At 61.2% G+C, this 19936-nt stretch carries 21 protein-coding genes; 5 read left to right on the forward strand and 16 right to left on the reverse strand.

The features are described 5' to 3' along the window. Positions 1 to 4: 4 nt before the first annotated feature. The 6 genes from BLU71_RS23890 to ubiE all read right to left on the reverse strand — a co-directional run bounded on the left by BLU71_RS23890 (position 5) and on the right by ubiE (position 4153). On the reverse strand, positions 5 to 286 hold the full coding sequence (locus BLU71_RS23890; protein ID WP_039756649.1) for a twin-arginine translocase TatA/TatE family subunit: 282 nt from the start codon (positions 284 to 286) through the stop codon (positions 5 to 7). Positions 287 to 311: 25 nt separating this feature from the next. Then, positions 312 to 644, reverse strand: coding sequence for a phosphoribosyl-ATP diphosphatase (locus tag BLU71_RS23895; RefSeq protein ID WP_007909355.1), 333 nt, complete (start codon positions 642 to 644; stop codon positions 312 to 314). Further along, positions 637 to 1038, reverse strand: a complete 402-nt coding sequence (gene hisI, locus BLU71_RS23900; RefSeq protein ID WP_007899278.1) for a phosphoribosyl-AMP cyclohydrolase — start codon at positions 1036 to 1038, stop codon at positions 637 to 639. The genes BLU71_RS23895 and hisI overlap by 8 nt, the downstream gene beginning before the upstream one ends. Positions 1039 to 1158: 120 nt before the next feature. Beyond that, positions 1159 to 2763, reverse strand: a complete 1605-nt coding sequence (gene ubiB / locus BLU71_RS23905; RefSeq protein ID WP_083354025.1) for a ubiquinone biosynthesis regulatory protein kinase UbiB — start codon at positions 2761 to 2763, stop codon at positions 1159 to 1161. Further along, positions 2760 to 3383, reverse strand: coding sequence for a ubiquinone biosynthesis accessory factor UbiJ (locus tag BLU71_RS23910; RefSeq protein ID WP_016772070.1), 624 nt, complete (start codon positions 3381 to 3383; stop codon positions 2760 to 2762). The genes ubiB and BLU71_RS23910 overlap by 4 nt, the downstream gene beginning before the upstream one ends. Beyond that, entirely contained in the window at positions 3383 to 4153 is a 771-nt protein-coding gene (ubiE, locus tag BLU71_RS23915; RefSeq protein WP_039756654.1) for a bifunctional demethylmenaquinone methyltransferase/2-methoxy-6-polyprenyl-1,4-benzoquinol methylase UbiE, read from the reverse strand. Before ubiE ends, BLU71_RS23910 begins: the two co-directional genes overlap by 1 nt. Before the next feature lie 154 nt (positions 4154 to 4307). On the opposite strand from ubiE, the gene BLU71_RS23920 reads away from it, so the two are divergent. The 3 genes from BLU71_RS23920 (at position 4308) to BLU71_RS23930 (ending at position 6152) form a co-directional block, all read left to right on the forward strand. After that, a complete protein-coding gene (locus tag BLU71_RS23920) occupies positions 4308 to 4583 on the forward strand; it encodes a polyhydroxyalkanoic acid system family protein (RefSeq protein ID WP_083354026.1) in 276 nt (91 codons plus the stop codon). 218 nt (positions 4584 to 4801) lie between these two features. Continuing rightward, positions 4802 to 5224, forward strand: coding sequence for a phasin family protein (locus tag BLU71_RS23925; RefSeq protein ID WP_016772067.1), 423 nt, complete (start codon positions 4802 to 4804; stop codon positions 5222 to 5224). 10 nt (positions 5225 to 5234) lie between these two features. After that, the gene (locus tag BLU71_RS23930) at positions 5235 to 6152 is read left to right on the forward strand and encodes a phasin family protein (RefSeq protein WP_083354027.1); all 918 of its coding nucleotides are present in this window, start codon (positions 5235 to 5237) and stop codon (positions 6150 to 6152) included. A gap of 254 nt (positions 6153 to 6406) precedes the next feature. On the opposite strand, the gene BLU71_RS23935 is transcribed toward BLU71_RS23930, so the two are convergent. The 9 genes from BLU71_RS23935 to argS form a co-directional block, all read right to left on the reverse strand. Continuing rightward, on the reverse strand, positions 6407 to 7027 hold the full coding sequence (locus tag BLU71_RS23935) for a TetR/AcrR family transcriptional regulator (protein ID WP_083354028.1): 621 nt from the start codon (positions 7025 to 7027) through the stop codon (positions 6407 to 6409). A gap of 30 nt (positions 7028 to 7057) precedes the next feature. After that, the gene (gene phaC, locus BLU71_RS23940; protein ID WP_042608684.1) at positions 7058 to 8740 is read right to left on the reverse strand and encodes a class II poly(R)-hydroxyalkanoic acid synthase; all 1683 of its coding nucleotides are present in this window, start codon (positions 8738 to 8740) and stop codon (positions 7058 to 7060) included. A 140-nt stretch (positions 8741 to 8880) separates the two neighbouring features. Next, a complete protein-coding gene (gene phaZ / locus BLU71_RS23945; RefSeq protein ID WP_016772063.1) occupies positions 8881 to 9735 on the reverse strand; it encodes a poly(3-hydroxyalkanoate) depolymerase in 855 nt (284 codons plus the stop codon). A 150-nt stretch (positions 9736 to 9885) separates the two neighbouring features. After that, the gene (phaC, locus tag BLU71_RS23950; RefSeq protein WP_065615438.1) at positions 9886 to 11565 is read right to left on the reverse strand and encodes a class II poly(R)-hydroxyalkanoic acid synthase; all 1680 of its coding nucleotides are present in this window, start codon (positions 11563 to 11565) and stop codon (positions 9886 to 9888) included. A 257-nt stretch (positions 11566 to 11822) separates the two neighbouring features. Continuing rightward, complete coding sequence (locus BLU71_RS23955; protein WP_042608687.1) at positions 11823 to 12200, reverse strand: gamma-butyrobetaine hydroxylase-like domain-containing protein; 378 nt, start codon at positions 12198 to 12200, stop codon at positions 11823 to 11825. Between the two features lie 124 nt (positions 12201 to 12324). Next, positions 12325 to 13662, reverse strand: coding sequence for an ATP-dependent protease ATPase subunit HslU (gene hslU / locus BLU71_RS23960; protein WP_016772060.1), 1338 nt, complete (start codon positions 13660 to 13662; stop codon positions 12325 to 12327). A gap of 55 nt (positions 13663 to 13717) precedes the next feature. Next, complete coding sequence (gene hslV, locus BLU71_RS23965; RefSeq protein WP_007968352.1) at positions 13718 to 14248, reverse strand: ATP-dependent protease subunit HslV; 531 nt, start codon at positions 14246 to 14248, stop codon at positions 13718 to 13720. Positions 14249 to 14537: 289 nt separating this feature from the next. Continuing rightward, positions 14538 to 15248 carry an SPOR domain-containing protein gene (locus BLU71_RS23970; protein ID WP_016772059.1) on the reverse strand — a complete coding sequence of 237 codons (711 nt, stop codon included), beginning with the start codon at positions 15246 to 15248 and terminating at the stop codon, positions 14538 to 14540. 1 nt (position 15249) lies between these two features. Next, positions 15250 to 16986, reverse strand: coding sequence for an arginine--tRNA ligase (gene argS, locus BLU71_RS23975; protein WP_064363279.1), 1737 nt, complete (start codon positions 16984 to 16986; stop codon positions 15250 to 15252). Between argS and BLU71_RS27950 the strand changes: the two genes are divergently transcribed. Beyond that, positions 16985 to 17107 carry a hypothetical protein gene (locus tag BLU71_RS27950; protein WP_016772057.1) on the forward strand — a complete coding sequence of 41 codons (123 nt, stop codon included), beginning with the start codon at positions 16985 to 16987 and terminating at the stop codon, positions 17105 to 17107. The genes argS and BLU71_RS27950 overlap by 2 nt on opposite strands. A gap of 102 nt (positions 17108 to 17209) precedes the next feature. Here the strand turns inward: BLU71_RS27950 and BLU71_RS23980 are convergent, their stop codons facing one another. Continuing rightward, positions 17210 to 19429 carry a primosomal protein N' gene (locus BLU71_RS23980; RefSeq protein ID WP_083354029.1) on the reverse strand — a complete coding sequence of 740 codons (2220 nt, stop codon included), beginning with the start codon at positions 19427 to 19429 and terminating at the stop codon, positions 17210 to 17212. A gap of 285 nt (positions 19430 to 19714) precedes the next feature. On the opposite strand from BLU71_RS23980, the gene rpmE reads away from it, so the two are divergent. Then, positions 19715 to 19936 (forward strand): 50S ribosomal protein L31, encoded by a 222-nt coding sequence (gene rpmE / locus BLU71_RS23985; protein WP_041477565.1) that lies wholly within the window; start codon positions 19715 to 19717, stop codon positions 19934 to 19936.

Consider the following 19936-nt stretch of genomic DNA (forward strand, 5'->3'; position numbering starts at 1 on the left):
GTGCTCACACGTCTTTGCGGATCGGCTCTTCGACTTTTTGCGCCTGCACGTCGATGGTGTGCGGCGGGTTGGCCTGAGCGGTGGTTTGCGGCTGCACCGGTGGCACTGGCTGCGCCGGCGGGGTCACGTTCGGCTCGGTCGGTTTTTCGTCGTCATTCATGGCTTTGCGGAAGCCCTTGATTGATTCACCAACGTCAGTACCGAGGTTTTTCAGTTTCTTGGTACCGAACACCAGCACCACGACAATCAGAATGACGACCCAGTGTTTCCAGTCAAAAATGCCCATGTGGCGATTCCTCTCTAAAAATTGTTCAGGCGGACGGACGCGAGGCTTTCTCGACGTGTCCGGACAGGCCGAAGCGACGGTCCAGTTCATCCAGCACGGCCTGCGGATGCTGCCCCAGTTGGGCGAGCATGACCATGCTGTGGAACCACAGGTCGGCGGTCTCGTAGATCACATCACTGCAGTCGCCGCTGATCGCGGCATCCTTGGCGGCAATAATGGTTTCGACCGACTCTTCGCCGACTTTCTCCAGAATCTTGTTCAGCCCCTTGTGATACAGGCTGGCGACATACGAACTGTCGGCGGCTGCACCTTTGCGCTCTTCGAGCACTTCAGCCAGACGGGTCAGGGTGTCACTCATGTGTGTGTCCTGCGGAGTAGATGGCATGCGGGTCTTTCAGAACCGGGTCGACCGTTTTCCAGTCGCCGTTTTCGAAGACTCGGTAAAAGCAGCTTTGACGGCCGGTGTGGCAGGCGATGTCGCCGATCTGTTCAACCATCAGGATGATCACGTCGGCGTCACAGTCCAGACGCATTTCATGCAGAGTCTGCACATGGCCGGACTCTTCGCCCTTGCGCCACAGCTTGCCACGGGAACGTGACCAGTAGATTGCACGATTCTCCGCTGCGGTCAGTTCCAGCGCTTCGCGGTTCATCCAGGCCATCATCAATACGCGCCCGGTCTTGTGATCCTGAGCGATCGCCGGCACCAGGCCGTCAGCGTCCCACTTGATCTCGTCCAGCCAGTTTTTCATCTTCAGTTCCTGAAAAGCAGCTTCGAGTTTCAAGCTTCAAGCTGCAAGTAAAAGCAGGTCGCGGTGTACCTGTGTCGTCAAGCTTGCAGCTCGCAGCTTATAACTTGCAGCCGATTCGTGCTATCGGCGAACGACCAGATACAAGCCGACCGCCACCATGATCCCGGCGGGCCAGTGCGCCCAATCGGTCAGCGGGCCACCAGCGGCGAGGGTCGCGCCGCCGGCCAGATGCGCGCAGCCGAGCAGGCGCAGGAACCAGTCGTCCTTTCGTTTGTGCCACGGCGGCGGCGGGTCTTTGGCATGGGGTTGCGACATGCGCTCGAGCAGGTCGCGGGCCATGTTCGACAGGTGCGGAATCTGCTCCAGCTGGCTGTGCACGTTGCCCAGCAAGGCTTTCGGGCTGACGCGCTCGCGCATCCAGCGCTCGAGAAACGGCTGCGCGGTGTTCCACAGATCCAGATCCGGATACAGCTGGCGACCGAGGCCTTCGATGTTCAGCAGAGTCTTCTGCAACAGCACCAGTTGGGGCTGCACTTCCATGTTGAAGCGGCGCGCGGTCTGGAACAGGCGCATCAGCACCTGGCCAAATGAAATATCTTTTAACGGTTTTTCGAAGATCGGTTCGCAGACGGTACGGATCGCCGCTTCGAATTCATTGAGTTTGGTTTCCGCCGGCACCCAGCCCGAGTCGATGTGCAACTGCGCGACACGGCGGTAGTCACGCTTGAAGAAGGCGAACAGATTGCGCGCCAGATAATCCTGGTCTTCCGGGGTCAGGCTGCCGACGATGCCGCAGTCGATCGCAATGTACTGCGGGCTCCACGGGTTGACGGTGCTGACGAAAATGTTGCCCGGGTGCATGTCGGCGTGGAAGAAACTGTCGCGGAACACCTGCGTGAAGAAGATCTCCACACCGCGCTCGGCAAGCATTTTCATGTCGGTGCGCTGGTCGGCGAGGGTCGCCAGGTCAGTGACCTGAATCCCGTAGATGCGCTCCATCACCAGCACTTTCGGCCGGCACCAGTCCCAGTAGACTTGCGGCACGTACAGCAGCTGCGAGCCTTCGAAGTTGCGGCGCAACTGGCTGGCGTTGGCCGCTTCGCGCAACAGGTCGAGTTCGTCGTAAATGGTTTTTTCGTAATCCTGCACCACATCGACCGGGTGCAGCAGGCGCGCGTCAGCGGAGAATTTCTCGGCAGCACGGGCGAGGATGAACAGCCACGCCAGATCTTGGGCAATCACCGGTTTCAGGCCAGGGCGAATGACCTTGACCACCACTTCTTCGCCGCTTTTGAGCTGCGCCGCATGCACCTGCGCCACCGAGGCCGAGGCCAGCGGTTCAACGTCGAAACGGCTGAACACTTCGCTGATTTTCTTGCCCAGCTGTTCTTCGATCAGCTTGATCGACACCTGCGAATCGAACGGCGGCACGCGGTCCTGCAGGAGCATCAGCTCATCGGCGATGTCTTCCGGCAACAGGTCGCGACGGGTCGAAAGGATCTGCCCGAACTTGATGAAGATCGGCCCCAGATCCTGCAACGCCAGGCGCAAGCGCGCGCCACGGTTGAGCTCCAGCGGCTTGCGCGGCAGCCAGCGCCACGGCAGCAGAAAGCGCACGGCCAGGAGAAACCACGGCAGCGGCAGATCGAACAGCAGGTCATCGAGGCGGTAGCGGATCACGACGCGCTGGATGCGCAACAGACGGCGGACGGCAAGCAGCTTCATGCGTTATCGCTTGGGTCGAGGGATCGGGAAAGGCGCTCGAAACGCGCCTCGAGTCGTTCCAGATCAAGTTTGATCCGGTCCAGTTCGCTGAACCGCGCTTCGGCTTCGCGCTGCCCGACAAGGGTGCGTGATTCTTCGGCGAGGTATTCGGCAAGATTCTGGTTGAGGCTGGCAAATCCTTGTTGATACCAGCGCGCGCGGCTGCGCAGATGACCACCGAGCAACTGCGTGGCGACCGGACCGAGCCAGCGCGAGAGTTCGTACTCCCAGTCCAGCTCGAGGTCTTGCAGCACACCGGCCAGCTCCAGCAACACGCCGCTGTCGCCATCGAGCTCGACTTCCGGAGCGTGCAGCACGGCGGTCTTGTCTTTGCTCAGGGCCAGTTTCACCAGGCTCGAGGCCGGTGCGCGCAATGTGCAATCGACGTCCGCCGCCCACTGTGAAGCCAGCATCAGGCCTTCGTCGCTGGGCAGAATGAACAGTTGCAGGGCCGGGCTGCGGCAATCGACAGCAATCACCTTGCCGGTCAGATGCGCCAGGCGCGGCAGCGCCGTGCTGTCGAGACGCAGCACCCGGTTGAGGCCGAGTTCGACGCTGGCGAGCAGCCCGGTCAGCAACATCAGGGTTTGATGCCGCGGTGCAGGGCGACGATACCTGCGGTCATGTTGTGATAGGTCACGCGGTCGAAACCGGCTTCGACCATCATCGACTTCAGGGTTTCCTGATTCGGGTGCATGCGGATCGATTCGGCCAGGTAGCGGTAGCTTTCCGAATCGTTGGTGATCAGCTTGCCCATCAGCGGCATGAAGGCGAACGAGTAGGCGTCGTAGGCTTTGGACATCAGCGCATTGGTCGGCTTGGAGAATTCCAGCACCAGCAGGCGTCCGCCGGGCTTGAGCACGCGCAGCATCGAACGCAGCGCGTCCTCTTTGTGCGTCACGTTGCGCAGGCCGAAGGCGATGGTTACGCAGTCGAAATGGTTGTCCGGGAACGGCAGCTTTTCTGCGTCGGCCTGGACGAATTCGACATTGCCGGCAACGCCGAGATCGAGCAGGCGATCACGGCCGACCTTGAGCATCGATTCGTTGATGTCGGCCAGCACCACTTGGCCAGTCGGGCCAACGAGGTGCGAGAACTTGCGGGTCAGGTCGCCGGTGCCGCCGGCGATGTCGAGCACGCGGTTGCCGCTGCGCACGCCGGAAAGCTCGATCGCGAAACGCTTCCACAGGCGGTGCATGCCGCCCGACAGAAGGTCGTTCATCAGGTCGTATTTCGCGGCTACGGAATGGAAAACCTCAGCGACTTTTTCCGCTTTCTGGCTTTCCGGAACGTTTTTGAAGCCGAAGTGAGTGGTGGGTTCGGCATCGCTGCCTTTGCGCTGATCAGTCATATCGCTGTCACCAAAAGAGAATGCGCGACATTCTAATCCCCAAGCCATGCTTTGTCTTGGAATGGCTAAAGGTAAGATGGGCAACCTTCGGGACGATTTGCCGCAGATGCGGTCAAGATTCCACGTCAGCCATTCAATCATCAGGAGTCATTCCATGGCCAAAATCAGTGTTGAGCGCGCCCACACCCTGGGCAAGGAAGCCGCCCGCGAGAAGGCCGACAAACTGGCCAGGAAGCTCAATGAACAATACGGCCTGGAGCCGCAGTGGTCAGGCGACACCCTGAACCTCAAGCGCTCGGGCGTGAAAGGCGCAGTGCATGTGGCGGACGATTCGATCAGGGTCGACGTCGAGCTGGGCCTGATGATGTCGGCCATGAGCGGCATGATCAAAGCCGAGATCGAAAGAGCCCTCGACAAAGCCTTGGCCTGAAACACGATCCCCTGTAGGAGTGAGCCTGCTCGCGATAGCGGTCTGTCAGTCAAATTATCAGTGACTGACAAACCGCTTTCGCGAGCAGGCTCGCTCCCACATTTGTTTAGAGTTGCTCCCGCTGGTTAGGGTGCCCTTTCTAATTTTTCTGCCTACTTTGTGCCTGAGCCCGACACTCGTCCGGCAGTTCCTCAAACCTTCTGCGCGTGAGGTGCACCATGGCCAAAGTCATTTTGAAGAAAAAAATCGACGCTCCGACTTCCACTCTGAGCGACGTCAAATCCTATGCCCGCAAGATCTGGCTGGCAGGCCTGGGCGCCTATACCAAGGTCGGCCAGGAGGGCAGCGAGTACTTCCAGGAACTCGTCGCCGCTGGTCAAACTGTTGAAAAGAAAGGCAAAAAAGCCGTGAGCGAAAAACTCCTCGCGGCCAACGCCGAGATCGATGATGCGGCCACTCAGGTCAGCTCGTTCAAGGGTCGTGTTGAAGTTCAGCTGGACAAGGTCGAGAAGGCCTTCGACAACCGTGTGGCCAGCGCCTTGAATCGGATCGGCATTCCGTCTAAACATGACGTTGAGGCACTCTCTGCTAAGCTCGATGAGCTGACGGCATTGCTCGAACGCGTCGCGCGAAAATCTTAAGGAGAACGGGATGGCTGGCAAAAAGAACACCGATAAAGAAAGCAGCTCGTGGGTCGGGAAGGTCGAGTCCTACTCCCGCAAGATCTGGCTGGCTGGTTTAGGCGTGTACTCGAAGATCGACACTGACGGCAGCAAACTCTTCGATGCATTGGTCAAAGACGGCGAGAAAGCCGAGAAGCTCACCAAGACAGCAGTCGGCAAGAAAGTCGAGGACTCGACCTCCTCGGCGAAGTCGCGCATCAGCGGCGTGAAAGACCGCGCACTGGGCAAATGGGACGAGCTGGAAGGCGCGTTCGACAAGCGCCTGAACAGCGCGATTTCGCGCCTGGGTGTGCCGAGCCGCAATGAGGTCAAGGCGCTCAACGCCAAGGTCGATACGCTGACCAGGCAGATCGAGAAACTCACCGGTCTGAAGGCTCAGCCCGTAGCGGCGAAAACCGCGGCGGCGAAACCGGCTAGCAAAACTGCGGCGGCCAAACCTGCAACGAAAACCGCAGCCAAGCCACTGACCAAAGCGGCGGCAAAACCTGCTGCGAAAGCTGCGGCCAAGCCGGCCGCGAAAACGGCAGCCGCCAAGCCTGCGACCAAAGCGGCCACCAAACCGGTTGCCGCCAAAGCCGCTGCCAAACCGGCAACCAAAGCAGCAGCAAAACCTGCGGCTAAAACTGCAGCGAAACCAGCGGCCAAGCCAGCAGCGAAGACCGCTGCCGCCAAACCTGCTGCGAAGCCTGCGGCCAAACCGGCTGCGGCGAAAAAGCCTGCAGTGAAAAAACCGGCCGCGCCGAAAGCCGCTGCACCGAAACCGGCCGCCGCGCCATCGACGGCTCCAACAGCTCCGGCCAACGCGGCAAATTCCGCCGCGGCACCCACGGCAGCAGCTACCCCGACTGCAGCATCGACTCCGTCGACGCCATCCAGTCAGTCCTGATTTCAGGGCAAATCAAAAACGCCCGGCCTGTCAAGGTCGGGCGTTTTTGTTTGTGCATTCCAAGCGGCCCCTCACCCCAGCCCTCTCCCCAAGGAGAGGGAGCCGACCGAGGTGTCCTGCGTCATACATCGACCTGAAAAAATCGAGTCGATTATGGATTCGAAAAAGCTCGCTCAGGTCGGCGTAGCTCTCGAACATCCCCCAATCAGTCCCCTCTCCCTCTGGGAGAGGGATAGGGTGAGGGGCTTTTCAGGTCAGTCGTGATCCTCAAGGTATTGCAGCGCCATCCGCTCTGTCGCCACCTTCACCGGCGGCAGCAGATGCGGCGCCACCAGCATCATGATCTGATAAACCACCAACCGAACCTCACCCTCACGATCGAGGATCCGCTGGTAATCCAGTGAGAACAGCAACGTCATGGTCACCTGCTCCACCAGTTGCCCCAGCGCCTGGGTATCGCTGACCAGTTGCCCGGCAGCCTTCAACCGCGCCAGCAGCGACGCCAGCGTCCTCTTCAACGCGTTAAGCAGGTTGCGAATGCCCTTGGCCAGTTTCGGCAGGCGTCCGGCGAGGTTCGACAGGTCCTGGAACAGGAACCGGTATTGCGCCAGTCGCTCGACGATCAAATGCAGAAACAGCCAGTAATCCTCCGGTGCCAGCTCCACGTCCGGCGGTGGGTCGAGCAGTGGCGCGAGTTCATGCTGGAAGCGCTCGAACAGACCGAGAATCAGTGGTTCCTTGCCGTGGAAGTGGTAGTAGAGGTTGCCGGGGCTGATCCCCATTTCGTTGGCCACTTCCATGGTGGACACGTTCGGCTCGCCCTTTTCGTTGAACAGTTGCAGCGCACATTCGAGAATCCGGTCGCGGGTTTTCATCCAGTCTTCTTAGAAAAATTCGGTTGAGCGTCAACGCACATGCACGTAGGTGCCGGGTGCCGCTTCCATCGGTGGATAATTCGGGCTGCCGAGGGTGGTACGGGTCTCGTGCAGCGCGCCGGAGCGCTGCGCGACCCACTCCAGCCACTGCGGCCACCAACTGCCCTCGACATGTCTGGCGTCGTAGTACCAGGCGCGCGGGTCGCTGCTCAGTCTGGCGTTTTCGACGTAGGCAGCTTTCGGATTGCTCGGCGGGTTGAGGATGCTTTGCACGTGGCCGCTGTTGGACAGCACGAAGCGCCGCTCGCCACCGAGCAGCAGGGTCGAGCGGTACACCGCGTCCCATGGCGTGATGTGGTCGTTCATGCCGGCGACGCTGAAGCTGTCGACGTTGACCTTCTGCAGATCGATCGGCGTGCCGCACACCTCGAGACCGCCAGCGTGGGTCAGCGGGTTGTGCTTGAAGAAGTCCAGCAGATCACCGTGCAATGCCGCGGGCAGGCGCGTGTTGTCGTTGTTCCAGTAGAGGATGTCGAAGGCTGGCGGCTCTTTGCCCAGCAGGTAGTTGTTGACGAAGTAGCTCCAGATCAAATCGTTGGGGCGCATCCAGGCGAAGACCCTGGCCATGTCGCGACCGTCGAGCACGCCCCTCTGATAGGAGCGACGCTTGGCTGCTTCCAGTGTTTGTTCATCGGCGAACAGCGTGGCCGGGGTGTCGATCTGGCTGTCGAGCAGGCTGACCAGATACGTCGCGCTGGCGACCCGACGCAGTTGCCGTTTGGCCTGCAGATGGCCTTGCAGGGCGGCGATGGTCAGGCCGCCGGCGCAGGCACCCATCAGGTTCACTTCGCGCGCGCCGGTAATCGCCCGGCAGATGTTCATCGCTTCTTCGACCGCTTCGACATAACTCGAAAGGCCCCACTCGCGATGGCGCACATCGGGGTTGCGCCAGCTGATCATGAAAGTCTGCAGGCTGTTTTTCAGGGCATACTGGACGAAGCTGTTCTGCGGGCTCAGATCGAAAATGTAGTACTTGTTGATTTGCGGCGGCACCACCAGCAACGGCTTGGCGTACTGCTTTTCGCTCATCGATTTGTACTGGATCAACTCGAACATTTCGTTGCGGAATACCACCGACCCGGTGGTGGTCGCTACGGTTTTGCCGACCTCGAACGCCTGCCTGGTCACTTGCCGTGGCAGGCCGTCGTTGTGCAACAGATCATCGAACAGATGGCTCAGGCCACGCACCAGACTCTGCCCGCCGGAATTGAACAACTCCTTGACCGCCAGCGGGTTGAGCAGAGTGTTGGAGGGCGCCACGGCGTCATTAAGCAGGGTGAAAGCGAAGTGCGCACGGGCACGATCTTCGGGACTCATGTCGCCTTCGTCGATCCAGCTCTTGACCTGTTTCTGCCAGGCCAGATACGCCTGCAGGCTGCGCCGATAGAACGGGTTGAGGCTCCACGCCGGATCGGCGAAGCGGCTGTCTTGCGGATTGGTCGGATGCAGGGTTTCGCCGAGCAGAACGCGGCCCAGTTGTCCGCCCAATGTCAACGCGTGCCTGGCGCTGTGCAACGGATTGCGCAAGCCGTGGGCGGCGACGCTGCGCAGTGTCGACAGCAGATCCCTGCCACGCAGGCCGGCGATCGCGCTTTGGGCGTTGATAAACACGGCGGGGCTGGGCACCACGCCCGTCGCTGGTTTTTCGCGCATGACTCAACACTCCTTCGTCTTCAGGGCAAAAACACACTCACCGAACCAGAACACCATAGACGCTGTTGCCGGTTGCTGCCTGCGCGGCGTCCTGCCGCGCGCTTGATTTCAAAAGCGTTGCATAAAGCCTGCCGCCGCCGTCAGCCGCCCAGCGGTGTCGGATGCGGGTGCATGACCGCGCGCAGACGCTCCTCCTCGAGAAACTTCATGATGATCGGCGCCACTGCTTCGGCGCGGGTGATCAGGAACAGATGGCCGTCATCGATGATGTGCAACTGCGCGTTGGGAATGCGCCAGGCAAGCATGCGCATGTTGATCAGCGGGATCAGCGGATCGTCATCGCCGGCCAGCACCAGCGTCGGCTGATGGATCTTGTGCAGCCAGTGAATGCTGGTCCAGCCAAGGCCGGCGAACAGTTGCCAGTAGTAACCGAGCTTGCCCGCCGAGCGCACTTTTGCCGCATGGCTGGCAGCCAGCGTCGGGTCGCGGCGGAACGAGCCGCCGTAGATCATCGGCGCGATGCGAATCACATGGGACGGCTGAATGTAGCGGCGCGGGCTGGCCATCATCCACAGCACTTTCGGTTTGCCCGGCACCATCACCGCACCGGCAGCGGTGGCCGCCAGCACCAGTTTCTTGCAGCGCTCGGGGTAGTCGTAGGCAAACTGCTGCGCCAGGGCGCCGCCCCACGACACGCCGATCACATTGACCTGACCGTAGTCGAGATAATCGAGCATCCGCGCCGTCAGTTTCGCCAGACCGGGAAAGCGATATGGCCGGTTCGGCGTCGAAGAGCCGCCGACCCCGGGCACGTCGAAGGCAATCACTTCCAGATCCGGGTCCAGCGCCGCGACAAACGGAAACACCAGCTCCAGGTTGGCGCCGATGCCGTTGAAAATCAGCAGAGGCGTCAAATGAGGCTTGCCGGGACGCACCGCCGTGCGGAGGGTCTGGCCATCCAGATCGACGGTGCGGAATATGAACGGTTGCGGCATGCGTGAGGCCCTGTAGATTTCAAGTCCACCCGTATCCAGTAGGAGCTGACGAGTGAAACGAGGCTGCGATCTTTTGATCTTTGACGACGACATCAAGAGATCGCAGCCTTGTTTCACTCGACAGCTCCTACAGCGTCCGGGGGGTGTCAGTTACCGTTCGTGAACATAAGTGCCCGGCGAAGCCTCGCCCGCCGGATACGCCTTGTTGCCCAGTTTCGTCGGGGCCTTTTTCAGGTTGCCTGAGCGCTCGGCCAGCCATGCCTGCCAGTACAGCCACCAGGAATCGGTGTGCTTGGTCGAGTTTTCCTGCCAGTCATCGGCAGTCGCGGCCATTTCTTCGCCGGTCATATAGCGCGACTTCGGATTGCCCGGCGGGTTGAGGATGCTCTGGATATGGCCGCTGCTCGACAGCACGAATTCAACTTTTCCGCCGAACAGCTGCGCCGACTTGTAGCAGGACTTCCACGGGGTGATGTGGTCGTTGGTCCCGGCCAGCGAGAAAATGTCGGCGGTCACCTGCTTGAGGTCGATCGGCGTGCCGCACACTTCCAGTGCATTGGGGCGGATCAGTGGATTGTTTTTGAACATCTCGATCAGGTCGCCGTGGAATGCGGCGGGCAAGCGCGTGGTGTCGTTGTTCCAGAACAGGATGTCGAACACTGGCGGCTCATTGCCGAGCAGGTAATTGTTGACCCAGTAATTCCAGATCAGGTCGTTGGGACGCATCCAGGCGAAGACCTTGGCCATGTCTTTGCCTTCGAGCACACCGGCCTGGTAGGAGTGGCGCTTGGCGGTCTCCAGGGTCTGCTCATCGACGAACAGGGCGACGTCGCTGTCCAGGGTGGTGTCGAGCACGCTGACCAGCAGGGTGAGGGCGTTGACCTTGTTCTGGCCGAGCGCGGCGTAGTGGCCGAGCAGGGCGGTGCAGGTGATGCCGCCGGAGCAGGCGCCGAGCATGTTGACATCTTTGCTGCCGGTGATTGCGGCGACCACGTCAACGGCTTCCTTCAGCGCTTCGATGTAGGTCGACAGTCCCCATTCACGCTGGGCCTTGGTCGGATTGCGCCAACTGATGATGAAGGTCGGCACGTTGTTGCGCAGGCAGAAACGCGCCAGGCTCTTGTCCGGGCTCAAATCGAAAACATAGAACTTGTTGATCTGCGGCGGCACCACCAGCAACGGACGCTCGTGGATCTGCTCGGTGATCGGCCGGTACTGGATCAGCTCCAGCACGTCGTTGCGAAACACCACGGCGCCTTCGGTGACGCCGAGGCTCTTGCCGACCTCGAACGCACCCATGTTGACCTGGCTCGGCATGCCACCGTTGTGCACCAGATCCTTGGCCAGATGCGAGAGGCCATCGAGCAGGCTCTTGCCGCCGGTTTCGAAGAAGCGTTTGACCGCTGCCGGGTTGGCCGCCGTATTGGTCGGGGCCATGGCTTCGGTCATCAGGTTGATGACGAAGTGCCCGCGAGCGATGTCTTTGGGTGACAGGCTGCTGTCGTCGATCCAGGCATGCAGTTCCTTGCGCCAGGCCAGGTAGGTTTGCAGATAGCGTTTGTACAGTGGGTTCTGGCTCCACGCCGGGTCGGCAAAACGGCGGTCGTCGCCGGCCGGTTGCAGGGCGGATTTGCCCAGCAGCACGTTCTTCAGCTCGAGGCCGAAATGGGTCACGTGCCTGACGCTGTGAATCGGTTGTCTGATGGCCTGTTTCAGCACCATTCGAGCAGAGGCCAGCAGATCCTTTCCGCGCAGCCCGACGACGGGGTTAAGCCCCAGGGTGTTTTCCGAGGCTTGGTACTTCAGGTCATCGTTATTCTTGTCACTCATCTACGACGCTCCTTTGTCCTGAGACGAGTACCCGGTCTTGCGCTGTCGCTTCCACAGCCAATGCCGGGTACTACTGCTCGGGTGACCGTTGATTCTGCATGGCTGCTTTACAGTCGTAGAGCACTGCAGGGAACTTGCCAGCTCCATTGGTTACCCGAGTTTAATTTTTTTCGCAAGCGGCCCATCCTGGGCTGCGTGAGCGGAGCATTCAAACAGATGAAGTTAGAAAATGCCCTCTAAAGAGCAAGAGCCACGGGCTAGAGCATCAGCTTGACGAACGACTCGTTCGGATCGCGGGATTTTCCGGCAGCGCGCAACTCGGCGAGATAATCGTCCCAGAGTTCGGTCTGGCGTTTGCCGAGTTCGTAGAGGTATTCCCAGGTGAACAGGCCACTGTCGTGACCGTCGTCGAAGGTCAGTTTCAGTGCATAGTTGCCGGCCGGCTCCAGCTTGCTCAAACCAACATTGAGCTTGCCGAATTGCAGGATCGGTTTGCCGTGGCCCTGGACCTCGGCGGAGGGGGAGTGCACACGCAGAAACTCGGCGGGCAGGGTGAATTCCTCGCCGGACGCATAAGTGAGCGTCAGGGTTTTCGAGGCTTTGTGCAGTTTGATGTCGGTAGGAATATTAGTCATTGCAGGTCATCCGACTGTGATGAGCCCTGTAGGAGCTGCCGAAGGCTGCGATCTTTTGATTTTGCTTTTCAGGATCAAGATCAAAAGATCGCAGCCTTCGGCAGCTCCTACAGGGAGAAGTGACCTACAGGATATAACGGGACAGATCTTCGTTCTGCGCCAATTCGCCGAGGTGGCTGTTGACGTAGTCGGCGTCGATCAGGATCGCCTTGTCATCGTGGGCGCTGGCCAGGTCGCCGGCGCTGAACGACACCTCTTCAAGCAGGCGCTCAAGCAGCGTGTGCAGGCGACGGGCACCGATGTTCTCGGTCTTCTCGTTGACCTGCCAGGCGATCTCCGCCAGACGCTTGATGCCCTCGGGCTGGAACTGGATGTTCAGGCCTTCGGTTTTCAGCAACGCGCAGTATTGTTCGGTGAGAGAGGCATGCGGTTCGCTGAGGATGCGCTCGAAATCTTCCGGGCTCAGCGCCTTGAGTTCGACGCGAATCGGCAGACGGCCTTGCAGCTCCGGCACCAGATCGCTCGGCTTGCTCAGGTGGAACGCGCCGGAAGCGATGAACAGGATGTGGTCGGTCTTGACCATACCCAGTTTGGTGTTGACGGTGCAGCCTTCGATCAGCGGCAGCAGGTCGCGCTGTACGCCTTCGCGGGAGACATCGGCGCCGCCGACATTGCCGCGCTTGGCGACCTTGTCGATTTCGTCGATGAACACGATGCCGTGCTGCTCGACCGCTTCCAGCGCCTTGGCCTTCAGCTCTTCTTCGTTGACCAGACGCCCGGCTTCTTCATCGCGCACCAGTTTCAGCGCTTCCTTGACCTTGAGCTTGCGCGACTTCTTCTTGCCCTTGCCCATGTTGGCAAACAGCGATTGCAGCTGGTTGGTCATCTCTTCCATGCCCGGCGGCGTGGCGATTTCGATGCCGGAAACTTCGGCCACTTCGATCTCGATTTCCTTGTCGTCCAGCTGGCCTTCGCGCAGGCGCTTGCGGAACAGCTGACGCGTGTTGGAATCAGAGCTCGGCGCTTCTTCGTTGCTGAAGCCCATGCGTGCCGGCGGCAGCAACGCGTCGAGGATGCGGTCCTCGGCAGCGTCTTCAGCGCGGTGGCGCACTCGGGTCATTTCCTGCTCGCGGAGCATCTTGATCGCAGCGTCAGCCAGATCACGGATGATCGACTCGACGTCACGGCCGACATAACCGACTTCGGTGAATTTGGTCGCTTCGACCTTGATGAACGGCGCATTGGCCAATTTCGCCAGGCGACGGGCGATCTCGGTTTTACCGACACCAGTCGGGCCGATCATCAGGATGTTCTTCGGGGTCACCTCAACGCGCAGCTCTTCAGGCAGCTGCATGCGGCGCCAGCGGTTGCGCAGGGCAATCGCGACGGCGCGCTTGGCATCGTCCTGGCCGATGATATGGCGGTTGAGTTCGTGGACGATTTCGCGGGGAGTCATGGACATAATAATTGACGGTCCTCAAGCAGAAACAAGCCGTGGCACACGGGCCGCAATAGGCTTATTCAGCGAGATCCTGCTCCTCAATGGTCTGGGTGTGGTTGGTGAATACGCAGATGTCGCCGGCGATGCCAAGGGCGGTTTCGACGATCTCGCGCGCCGACAGATCGGTCTTTTTCAGCAGAGCGCTGGCTGCGGCCTGCGCGTAGGCGCCGCCGGAACCCATGGCGATCAGGCCATCTTCCGGTTCGACCACGTCACCGTTGCCGGTGATGATCAGCGAGGCGTCCTTGTTGGCGACCGCGAGCATCGCTTCGAGGCGGCTCAGGGAGCGGTCGGTGCGCCACTCTTTGGCGAGTTCGACGGCGGCGCGGATCAGGTGCCCCTGATGTTTCTCGAGCTGGCCTTCGAAACGTTCGAACAGGGTGAAGGCGTCAGCGGTGGCACCGGCAAAACCGGCGATGACCTGGCCATGGTACAGGCGACGTACCTTTTTGGCGTTGCCTTTCATCACGGTGTTGCCGAGAGAAACCTGGCCGTCGCCGCCCATGACGACTTTGCCGTGGCGGCGGACTGAAACGATGGTGGTCAAGGGAAGAGTCTCCACGCAGCGGGGCGAAAATGCCTTATGCCCATTCATATGGGGGTGCTGGAGGGGATTTCAACCGCAGGGCGGGAGAGGGGACGAGCGGTGTCGCGCGAGGGTGCCAGACTCTGTGGCGAGGGAGCTTGCTCCCGCTCGGCTGCGCAGCAGTCGCAAACCCAGCGGATGCGGTCTGTCTGATGCACCGCATTTGCAGGGCTTGGGGGCGCTTCGCACCCCAGCGGGAGCAAGCTCCCTCGCCACAAAGTGAGCCGGACCCTGTACGCCCGGCGTGGGATCAGCGGCTCTGGCGTTGTTGTAACAACAGGTTGCTGAAGCCGGCGCCGGCCAGTTGTTTCTGGGCCGTGGTCAGTTGCTCGCGGTTGCTGAACGGGCCGACCAACACGCGATACCAGGTTTCATCCTTGACCGTGCCGGACTCCACCGCCACGGCCTGGCCGAGCAGAATGATCTGCGCGCGCACCTTATCGGCATCGGTCTCTTTGCGGAACGAGCCGGCCTGGAGGAAGAACTTGGTGACCGGCGCGGCCTTGCTCACTGGCGGCGCAGGCGGCGGAGTAATACCCGCCAGAGCTGCCTGCGCGCGCGCCGTGTCGATCTTCGCCGCCTCGGCCGGGGTCACCGGCGTGGTCGGGATCGCCGGCACTTGCGGCGTCGGCAGGGTTTTCTCCGGCACCGCGTCCGGCGGCACGATCACTTCCGATTCCGGCAGCAAGGTGTAGAAGTCGTACTTCGGCTTCACCGGTTGCGTCGGGCTCGGCGGGGTCTTGTTGGCCTCGGCGATCTTCGACGCTTTCTGCTGCTGTTCGACTTTCTCGCGCTTGACCGTGTCGCTGCCCTTGCCCGGTTCCAGTTTCATCAGGAATACGATGAAGGCGCCGACGGTCAGGCCGATGGCCATCCACAGCCAGCCCGGAATCGGTTGTTTTGCCGGAGCCTGATAGCGGCTGGCGCCGCGTTTGGGTGCAGGTTTTTTCTTGGCGGCCAACTTACATACGCTCCAGAGTTTCCAGACCCAACAGCTCCAGGCCTTGCTTGAGGGTGCGACCGGTCAGTGCGGCAAGACGCAGACGGCTCTGCATCTGCGCCGGGGTGTCGGCGGCGAGGATCGGGCAGTTCTCGTAGAAGCTGGAGAACAGGCCGGCGACGTCGTACAGGTAGGTGCAGAGAATGTGCGGTGTGCCTTTCTCAGCGACGTTGTTCAGCACTTCGCCGAATTGCGCCAGTTTCGCGGCCAGCTCAAGTTCGTGTTCCGCCTCGAGAACGATCTGGCCATCCACTTCGCTGAAGTCCTTGCCCAGTTTGCGGAACACGCCGGCCACGCGGGTGTACGCGTAAAGCAGGTACGGCGCGGTGTTGCCTTCGAAATTCAGCATGAGGTCGAAGTTGAAGCTGTAGTCGCTGGTGCGATGCTTGGACAGGTCGGCGTATTTCACCGCGCCGATGCCGACCACCTTGGCGATGTTGCGCAACTCGTTTTCGGCCAGGGTCGGGTTCTTCTCTTTCACCAGGTTGTAAGCGCGTTCCTGGGCTTCGGTCAGCAGGTCGATCAGCTTCACGGTGCCGCCGTCACGGGTCTTGAACGGACGGCCATCGGCGCCGTTCATGGTGCCGAAACCCATGTGCTCCATTTCCATCGGATGGGTGACGAAACCGGCCTTGCGCGCCACGGCGAAGACTTGCTGGAAATGCAGCGCCTGACGCTGATCGACGAAATACAAAGCGCGATCAGCCTTGAGCTTGCCGCTGCGGTAGCGCACGGCCGCCAGGTCAGTGGTGGCGTACAGGTAACCGCCGTCGGCCTTGACGATGATCACCGGCAGCGGGTCGCCATCGGCGTTCTTGAACTCGTCGAGGAACACGCACTGGGCGCCGTTGCTCTCGACCAGCATGCCGGCAGCCTTGAGGTCGTTGACCACATTGATCAGGTCGTCGTTGTAGGCGCTTTCGCCCATCACGTCGGCCATGGTCAGTTTGACGTTGAGCAGTTCGTAGATCTTCTGGCAGTGCGACAGCGAGATGTCCTTGAACCTGGTCCACAGTGCCAGGCATTCGGCATCGCCGGCCTGCAGCTTGACCACCAGGCCTCGGGCGCGGTCGGCGAACTCTTCGGACTCGTCGAAACGCTGCTTGGCGGCGCGGTAGAAGTTTTCCAGGTCCGACAGCTCGTCGCTGGTGATCGGGTTTTCCTGCAGGTACGCCATCAGCATGCCGAACTGGGTGCCCCAGTCGCCGACGTGGTTCTGGCGGATCACTTCGTCACCGAGGAATTCCAGCACGCGGGCCACGCCGTCACCGATGATGGTCGAGCGCAAATGGCCGACGTGCATCTCTTTGGCCAGGTTCGGTGCCGACAGATCGACCACGGTGCGCTGCGCCGGGCCGGCCTTGCGCACGCCGACATGGGCATCGGCCAGCGCGGCGTCGAGGCGCGCGGCCAGGGCCTGGGTGTTCTGGAAAAAATTGATGAAGCCCGGGCCGGCGATTTCGGCCTTGGTGACGTTCTCGTCGGCGGGCAGTGCGGCGATGATTTTCTCCGCCAGATCGCGCGGCTTCATGCCGGCTGGCTTGGCCAGCATCATGGCGATGTTGCTGGCGAAGTCGCCGTGGGTCTTGTCGCGGGCGTTCTCCACCTGGATCGCCGGCGTCAGGCCTTCAGGCAACACACCTTCGTTGACGAGTTGGGTGAGGGCTTGCTGGATCAGCTGGCGAATGGTGTCTTTCATGGTCTTCTCTTTCGACCGCAAGCGCGGCGGGCGCATCGATGCGCGGGTGGAAAAACTGGGCATTATCCGTTGCGAAGACGGGCTTGCCAACCTTAGCAGGCAGGATGTGGATATGTGGTGACATCAAAGTCAAAAGATCGCAGCCTTCGGCGGCTCCTACAGTGGAATCGGCATTTATCTGTAGGAGCTGCCGAAGGCTGCGATCTTTTGCTCTTTCGGTTCTTCAATACAGATCCACCGGATCAACATCCAGCGACCAGCGCACCGCCCGCCCGCTCGGCATCTGCTCCAGCACCAGCATCCAGCTGGCCAGCAATCGGTGCAGTGGCGCCCGCGCGGTCGCCTGCAACAACAGCTGCGCGCGATAACGCCCGGCCCGGCGCTCCATCGGCGCCGGCACCGGCCCGAGCAGTTCGATGCCGCTCAGATTCAATTCGGCCAGCAAGCGCTCGGCCTCGCTGCACGCTTCATCGAGAAAGCCTTCCGCCTGCCCCGGCTTGTGCGCCTCGGCGCGCAACAAAGCCAGATGGGCAAAGGGCGGCAACCCGGCGGCGCGGCGTTCGCTCAAGGCCTGCTCGGCGAAGGCGAAATAACCCTGCTCGGTCAGTTGCACCAATAAAGGATGGTCGGCGAGGTGCGTCTGGATGATCACCCTGCCCGGTTCCTCAGCCCGCCCGGCACGCCCTGCAACCTGGACGATCAGTTGCGCCATGCGCTCGCTGGCGCGGAAGTCGCCGGAGAACAGGCCGCCGTCGGCATCCAGAATCGACACCAGCGTCACCCGGGGGAAATGGTGCCCTTTGGCCAACATCTGCGTGCCGACCAGAATGCACGGCTGGCCTTTCTGGATCGTCGCGAACAGCTGATTCATCGCGTCCTTGCGCGAGGTGCTGTCGCGATCGACGCGCAAAACCGGGTAATCAGGGAACAGAATCGCCAGACGCTCTTCGGCACGTTCGGTGCCAGCGCCGACCGGACGCAGATCGACCTTGCTGCACTTTGGACACTGGCGCGGCGTGCGCTCGACGTTGCCGCAATGGTGGCACCGCAATTCGCCATAACGCTGATGGACGGTCATGCGCGCATCGCAGCGCGAGCACTCCGACATCCACCCGCAATCGTGACAGAGCAACGTCGGCGCGAATCCGCGCCGGTTGAGGAACACCAGCACCTGCTGGCCGTTGGCAAGGGTCTGGCCGATGGCTTGTTGCATCGGCCCGGAAATACCACTGTCGAGCGGACGGCTTTTCACGTCCAGACGCAGGAAGCGCGGTTGCTTGGCGCCGCCGGCGCGTTCGTTCAGACGTAACAGACCATAGCGACCGGTGTAGGCGTTGTGCAGGCTCTCCAGCGACGGCGTGGCGGAACCGAGCACGATCGGGATGTTTTCCTGCCGTGCGCGTACCAGCGCCAGGTCGCGGGCGTGGTAGCGCAGACCTTCCTGCTGTTTATACGAGCCGTCATGCTCTTCATCGATGATGATCAGCCCGGGATTTTTCATCGGCGTGAACAGCGCCGAGCGGGTGCCGATAATAATGTCGGCCTCGCCATCGCGGGCGGCGAGCCACGCGTCGAGACGTTCGCGGTCATTCACCGCCGAGTGCAACAGGGCGATGCACGCGTTGAAGCGCTGTTCGAAGCGCGCCAGGGTCTGCGGGCCGAGGTTGATCTCCGGGATCAGCACCAAGGCCTGTTTGCCGGCTTCGAGGGTTTCGCGGATCAGTTGCAGATAGACTTCGGTCTTGCCGCTGCCGGTAACCCCGGCCAGGAGAAAGGCGTGGTAGCTGTCGAAGCCGGCGCGAATCGCTTCGTACGCCGCGCGTTGTTCGCTGTTGAGCGGCAGCTCCGGTTGCGCCAGCCAGTGCTCGTGGCGCGCGCCGGGGGCGTGGCGGCGGATCTCGACTTGCACCAGACCCTTGGCCAGCAGCAGGTCGAGGCTGTCCTTGCTCAGCATCAGTTTGCTCAGCAACTGATGAGCCACGCCGTGGGGATGCTGGGCCAGCGTGGTCAGCGCCTCGCGCTGGCGTGGCGCACGGGCGACCCGTGGGTCATCGACGCTGGCGCCGGGGGCCACCGACCAGAAGCGTTCCTGCCGGGCCTCGGCCAGCTCGCCCTGACGCAGCAGCACTGGCAAGGCCCAGTTCAAGGTGTCGCCAAGGCTGTGCTGGTAATACTGCGCTGTCCACAGGCACAGCTTGAACAGTGCTGGCGGCAGCGGCGATGTCGAGTCGAGGAGGGCCAGTGCCGGTTTGAGTTTTTCTGCCGGCACCTCGCTGGTGTCGGTGACTTCGACCAGAATCCCGATCATCTCGCGCCGACCGAACGGTACCCGCAGGCGCATGCCCGGCTGCAATTGCTCGCGCCGCACCCCGGCCGGCGCCCGGTAATCGAACAGGCGGCGCAGGGGCGAAGGCAGGGCAAGGCGCAGAATGGCGTCGGGCACGCGGGGGGATCTCGATCAGCAGGCGGTAGGACTTGGCACATAACCTTGTAGGAGTGAGCCTGCTCGCGATAGGTCTTTCATTCAACATTGAGTCGTCTGATACACCGCTATCGCGAGCAGGCTCACTCCTACAAGGGAATCGCATATTGGGCCGGGAGCCTAGCAGACGGTCGGTCTCGGTGACAGCTTGCGTGTTTGAAAAGGTCTGGTAGAATCCGCGGCCTAATTACGTGCGGTATTCAACAATAGTGTTGGGTGGCGGCACGCTAGCCTGAGGAAGACACCATGAAAGCCGATATCCATCCGAACTACCCGGAAATTGCTGTTACCTGCAGCTGCGGTAACAAGTTCGAAACTCGTTCGACCTACGGCAAAGCCCTGGCGATCGACGTTTGCAACGAATGCCACCCGTTCTACACCGGTAAGCAGAAGACTCTGGACACCGGCGGCCGTGTGCAGAAGTTCGCAGACCGTTTCGCTACTTTCGGCGTCGGCAAAAAAGCCTGA

Source organism: Pseudomonas moraviensis (genome assembly GCF_900105805.1).
GTDB classification, from domain to species: domain Bacteria; phylum Pseudomonadota; class Gammaproteobacteria; order Pseudomonadales; family Pseudomonadaceae; genus Aquipseudomonas; species Aquipseudomonas moraviensis_A.

Coding starts and splice junctions, on each gene's coding strand:
- BLU71_RS27950 (WP_016772057.1), top strand. CDS start 16,985: ATGGTCTTCTCTTTCGACCGCAAGCGCGGCGGGCGCATCGATGCGCGG.
- hslU (WP_016772060.1), bottom strand. CDS start 13,662: ATGTCCATGACTCCCCGCGAAATCGTCCACGAACTCAACCGCCATATC.
- argS (WP_064363279.1), bottom strand. CDS start 16,986: ATGAAAGACACCATTCGCCAGCTGATCCAGCAAGCCCTCACCCAACTC.
- phaZ (WP_016772063.1), bottom strand. CDS start 9,735: ATGCCGCAACCGTTCATATTCCGCACCGTCGATCTGGATGGCCAGACC.
- ubiB (WP_083354025.1), bottom strand. CDS start 2,763: ATGAAGCTGCTTGCCGTCCGCCGTCTGTTGCGCATCCAGCGCGTCGTG.
- phaC (WP_065615438.1), bottom strand. CDS start 11,565: ATGAGTGACAAGAATAACGATGACCTGAAGTACCAAGCCTCGGAAAAC.
- BLU71_RS23925 (WP_016772067.1), top strand. CDS start 4,802: ATGGCCAAAGTCATTTTGAAGAAAAAAATCGACGCTCCGACTTCCACT.
- BLU71_RS23935 (WP_083354028.1), bottom strand. CDS start 7,027: ATGAAAACCCGCGACCGGATTCTCGAATGTGCGCTGCAACTGTTCAAC.
- rpmE (WP_041477565.1), top strand. CDS start 19,715: ATGAAAGCCGATATCCATCCGAACTACCCGGAAATTGCTGTTACCTGC.
- ubiE (WP_039756654.1), bottom strand. CDS start 4,153: ATGACTGATCAGCGCAAAGGCAGCGATGCCGAACCCACCACTCACTTC.
- BLU71_RS23920 (WP_083354026.1), top strand. CDS start 4,308: ATGGCCAAAATCAGTGTTGAGCGCGCCCACACCCTGGGCAAGGAAGCC.
- BLU71_RS23955 (WP_042608687.1), bottom strand. CDS start 12,200: ATGACTAATATTCCTACCGACATCAAACTGCACAAAGCCTCGAAAACC.
- BLU71_RS23930 (WP_083354027.1), top strand. CDS start 5,235: ATGGCTGGCAAAAAGAACACCGATAAAGAAAGCAGCTCGTGGGTCGGG.
- BLU71_RS23895 (WP_007909355.1), bottom strand. CDS start 644: ATGAGTGACACCCTGACCCGTCTGGCTGAAGTGCTCGAAGAGCGCAAA.
- phaC (WP_042608684.1), bottom strand. CDS start 8,740: ATGCGCGAAAAACCAGCGACGGGCGTGGTGCCCAGCCCCGCCGTGTTT.
- hisI (WP_007899278.1), bottom strand. CDS start 1,038: ATGAAAAACTGGCTGGACGAGATCAAGTGGGACGCTGACGGCCTGGTG.
- BLU71_RS23910 (WP_016772070.1), bottom strand. CDS start 3,383: ATGTTGCTGACCGGGCTGCTCGCCAGCGTCGAACTCGGCCTCAACCGG.
- BLU71_RS23890 (WP_039756649.1), bottom strand. CDS start 286: ATGGGCATTTTTGACTGGAAACACTGGGTCGTCATTCTGATTGTCGTG.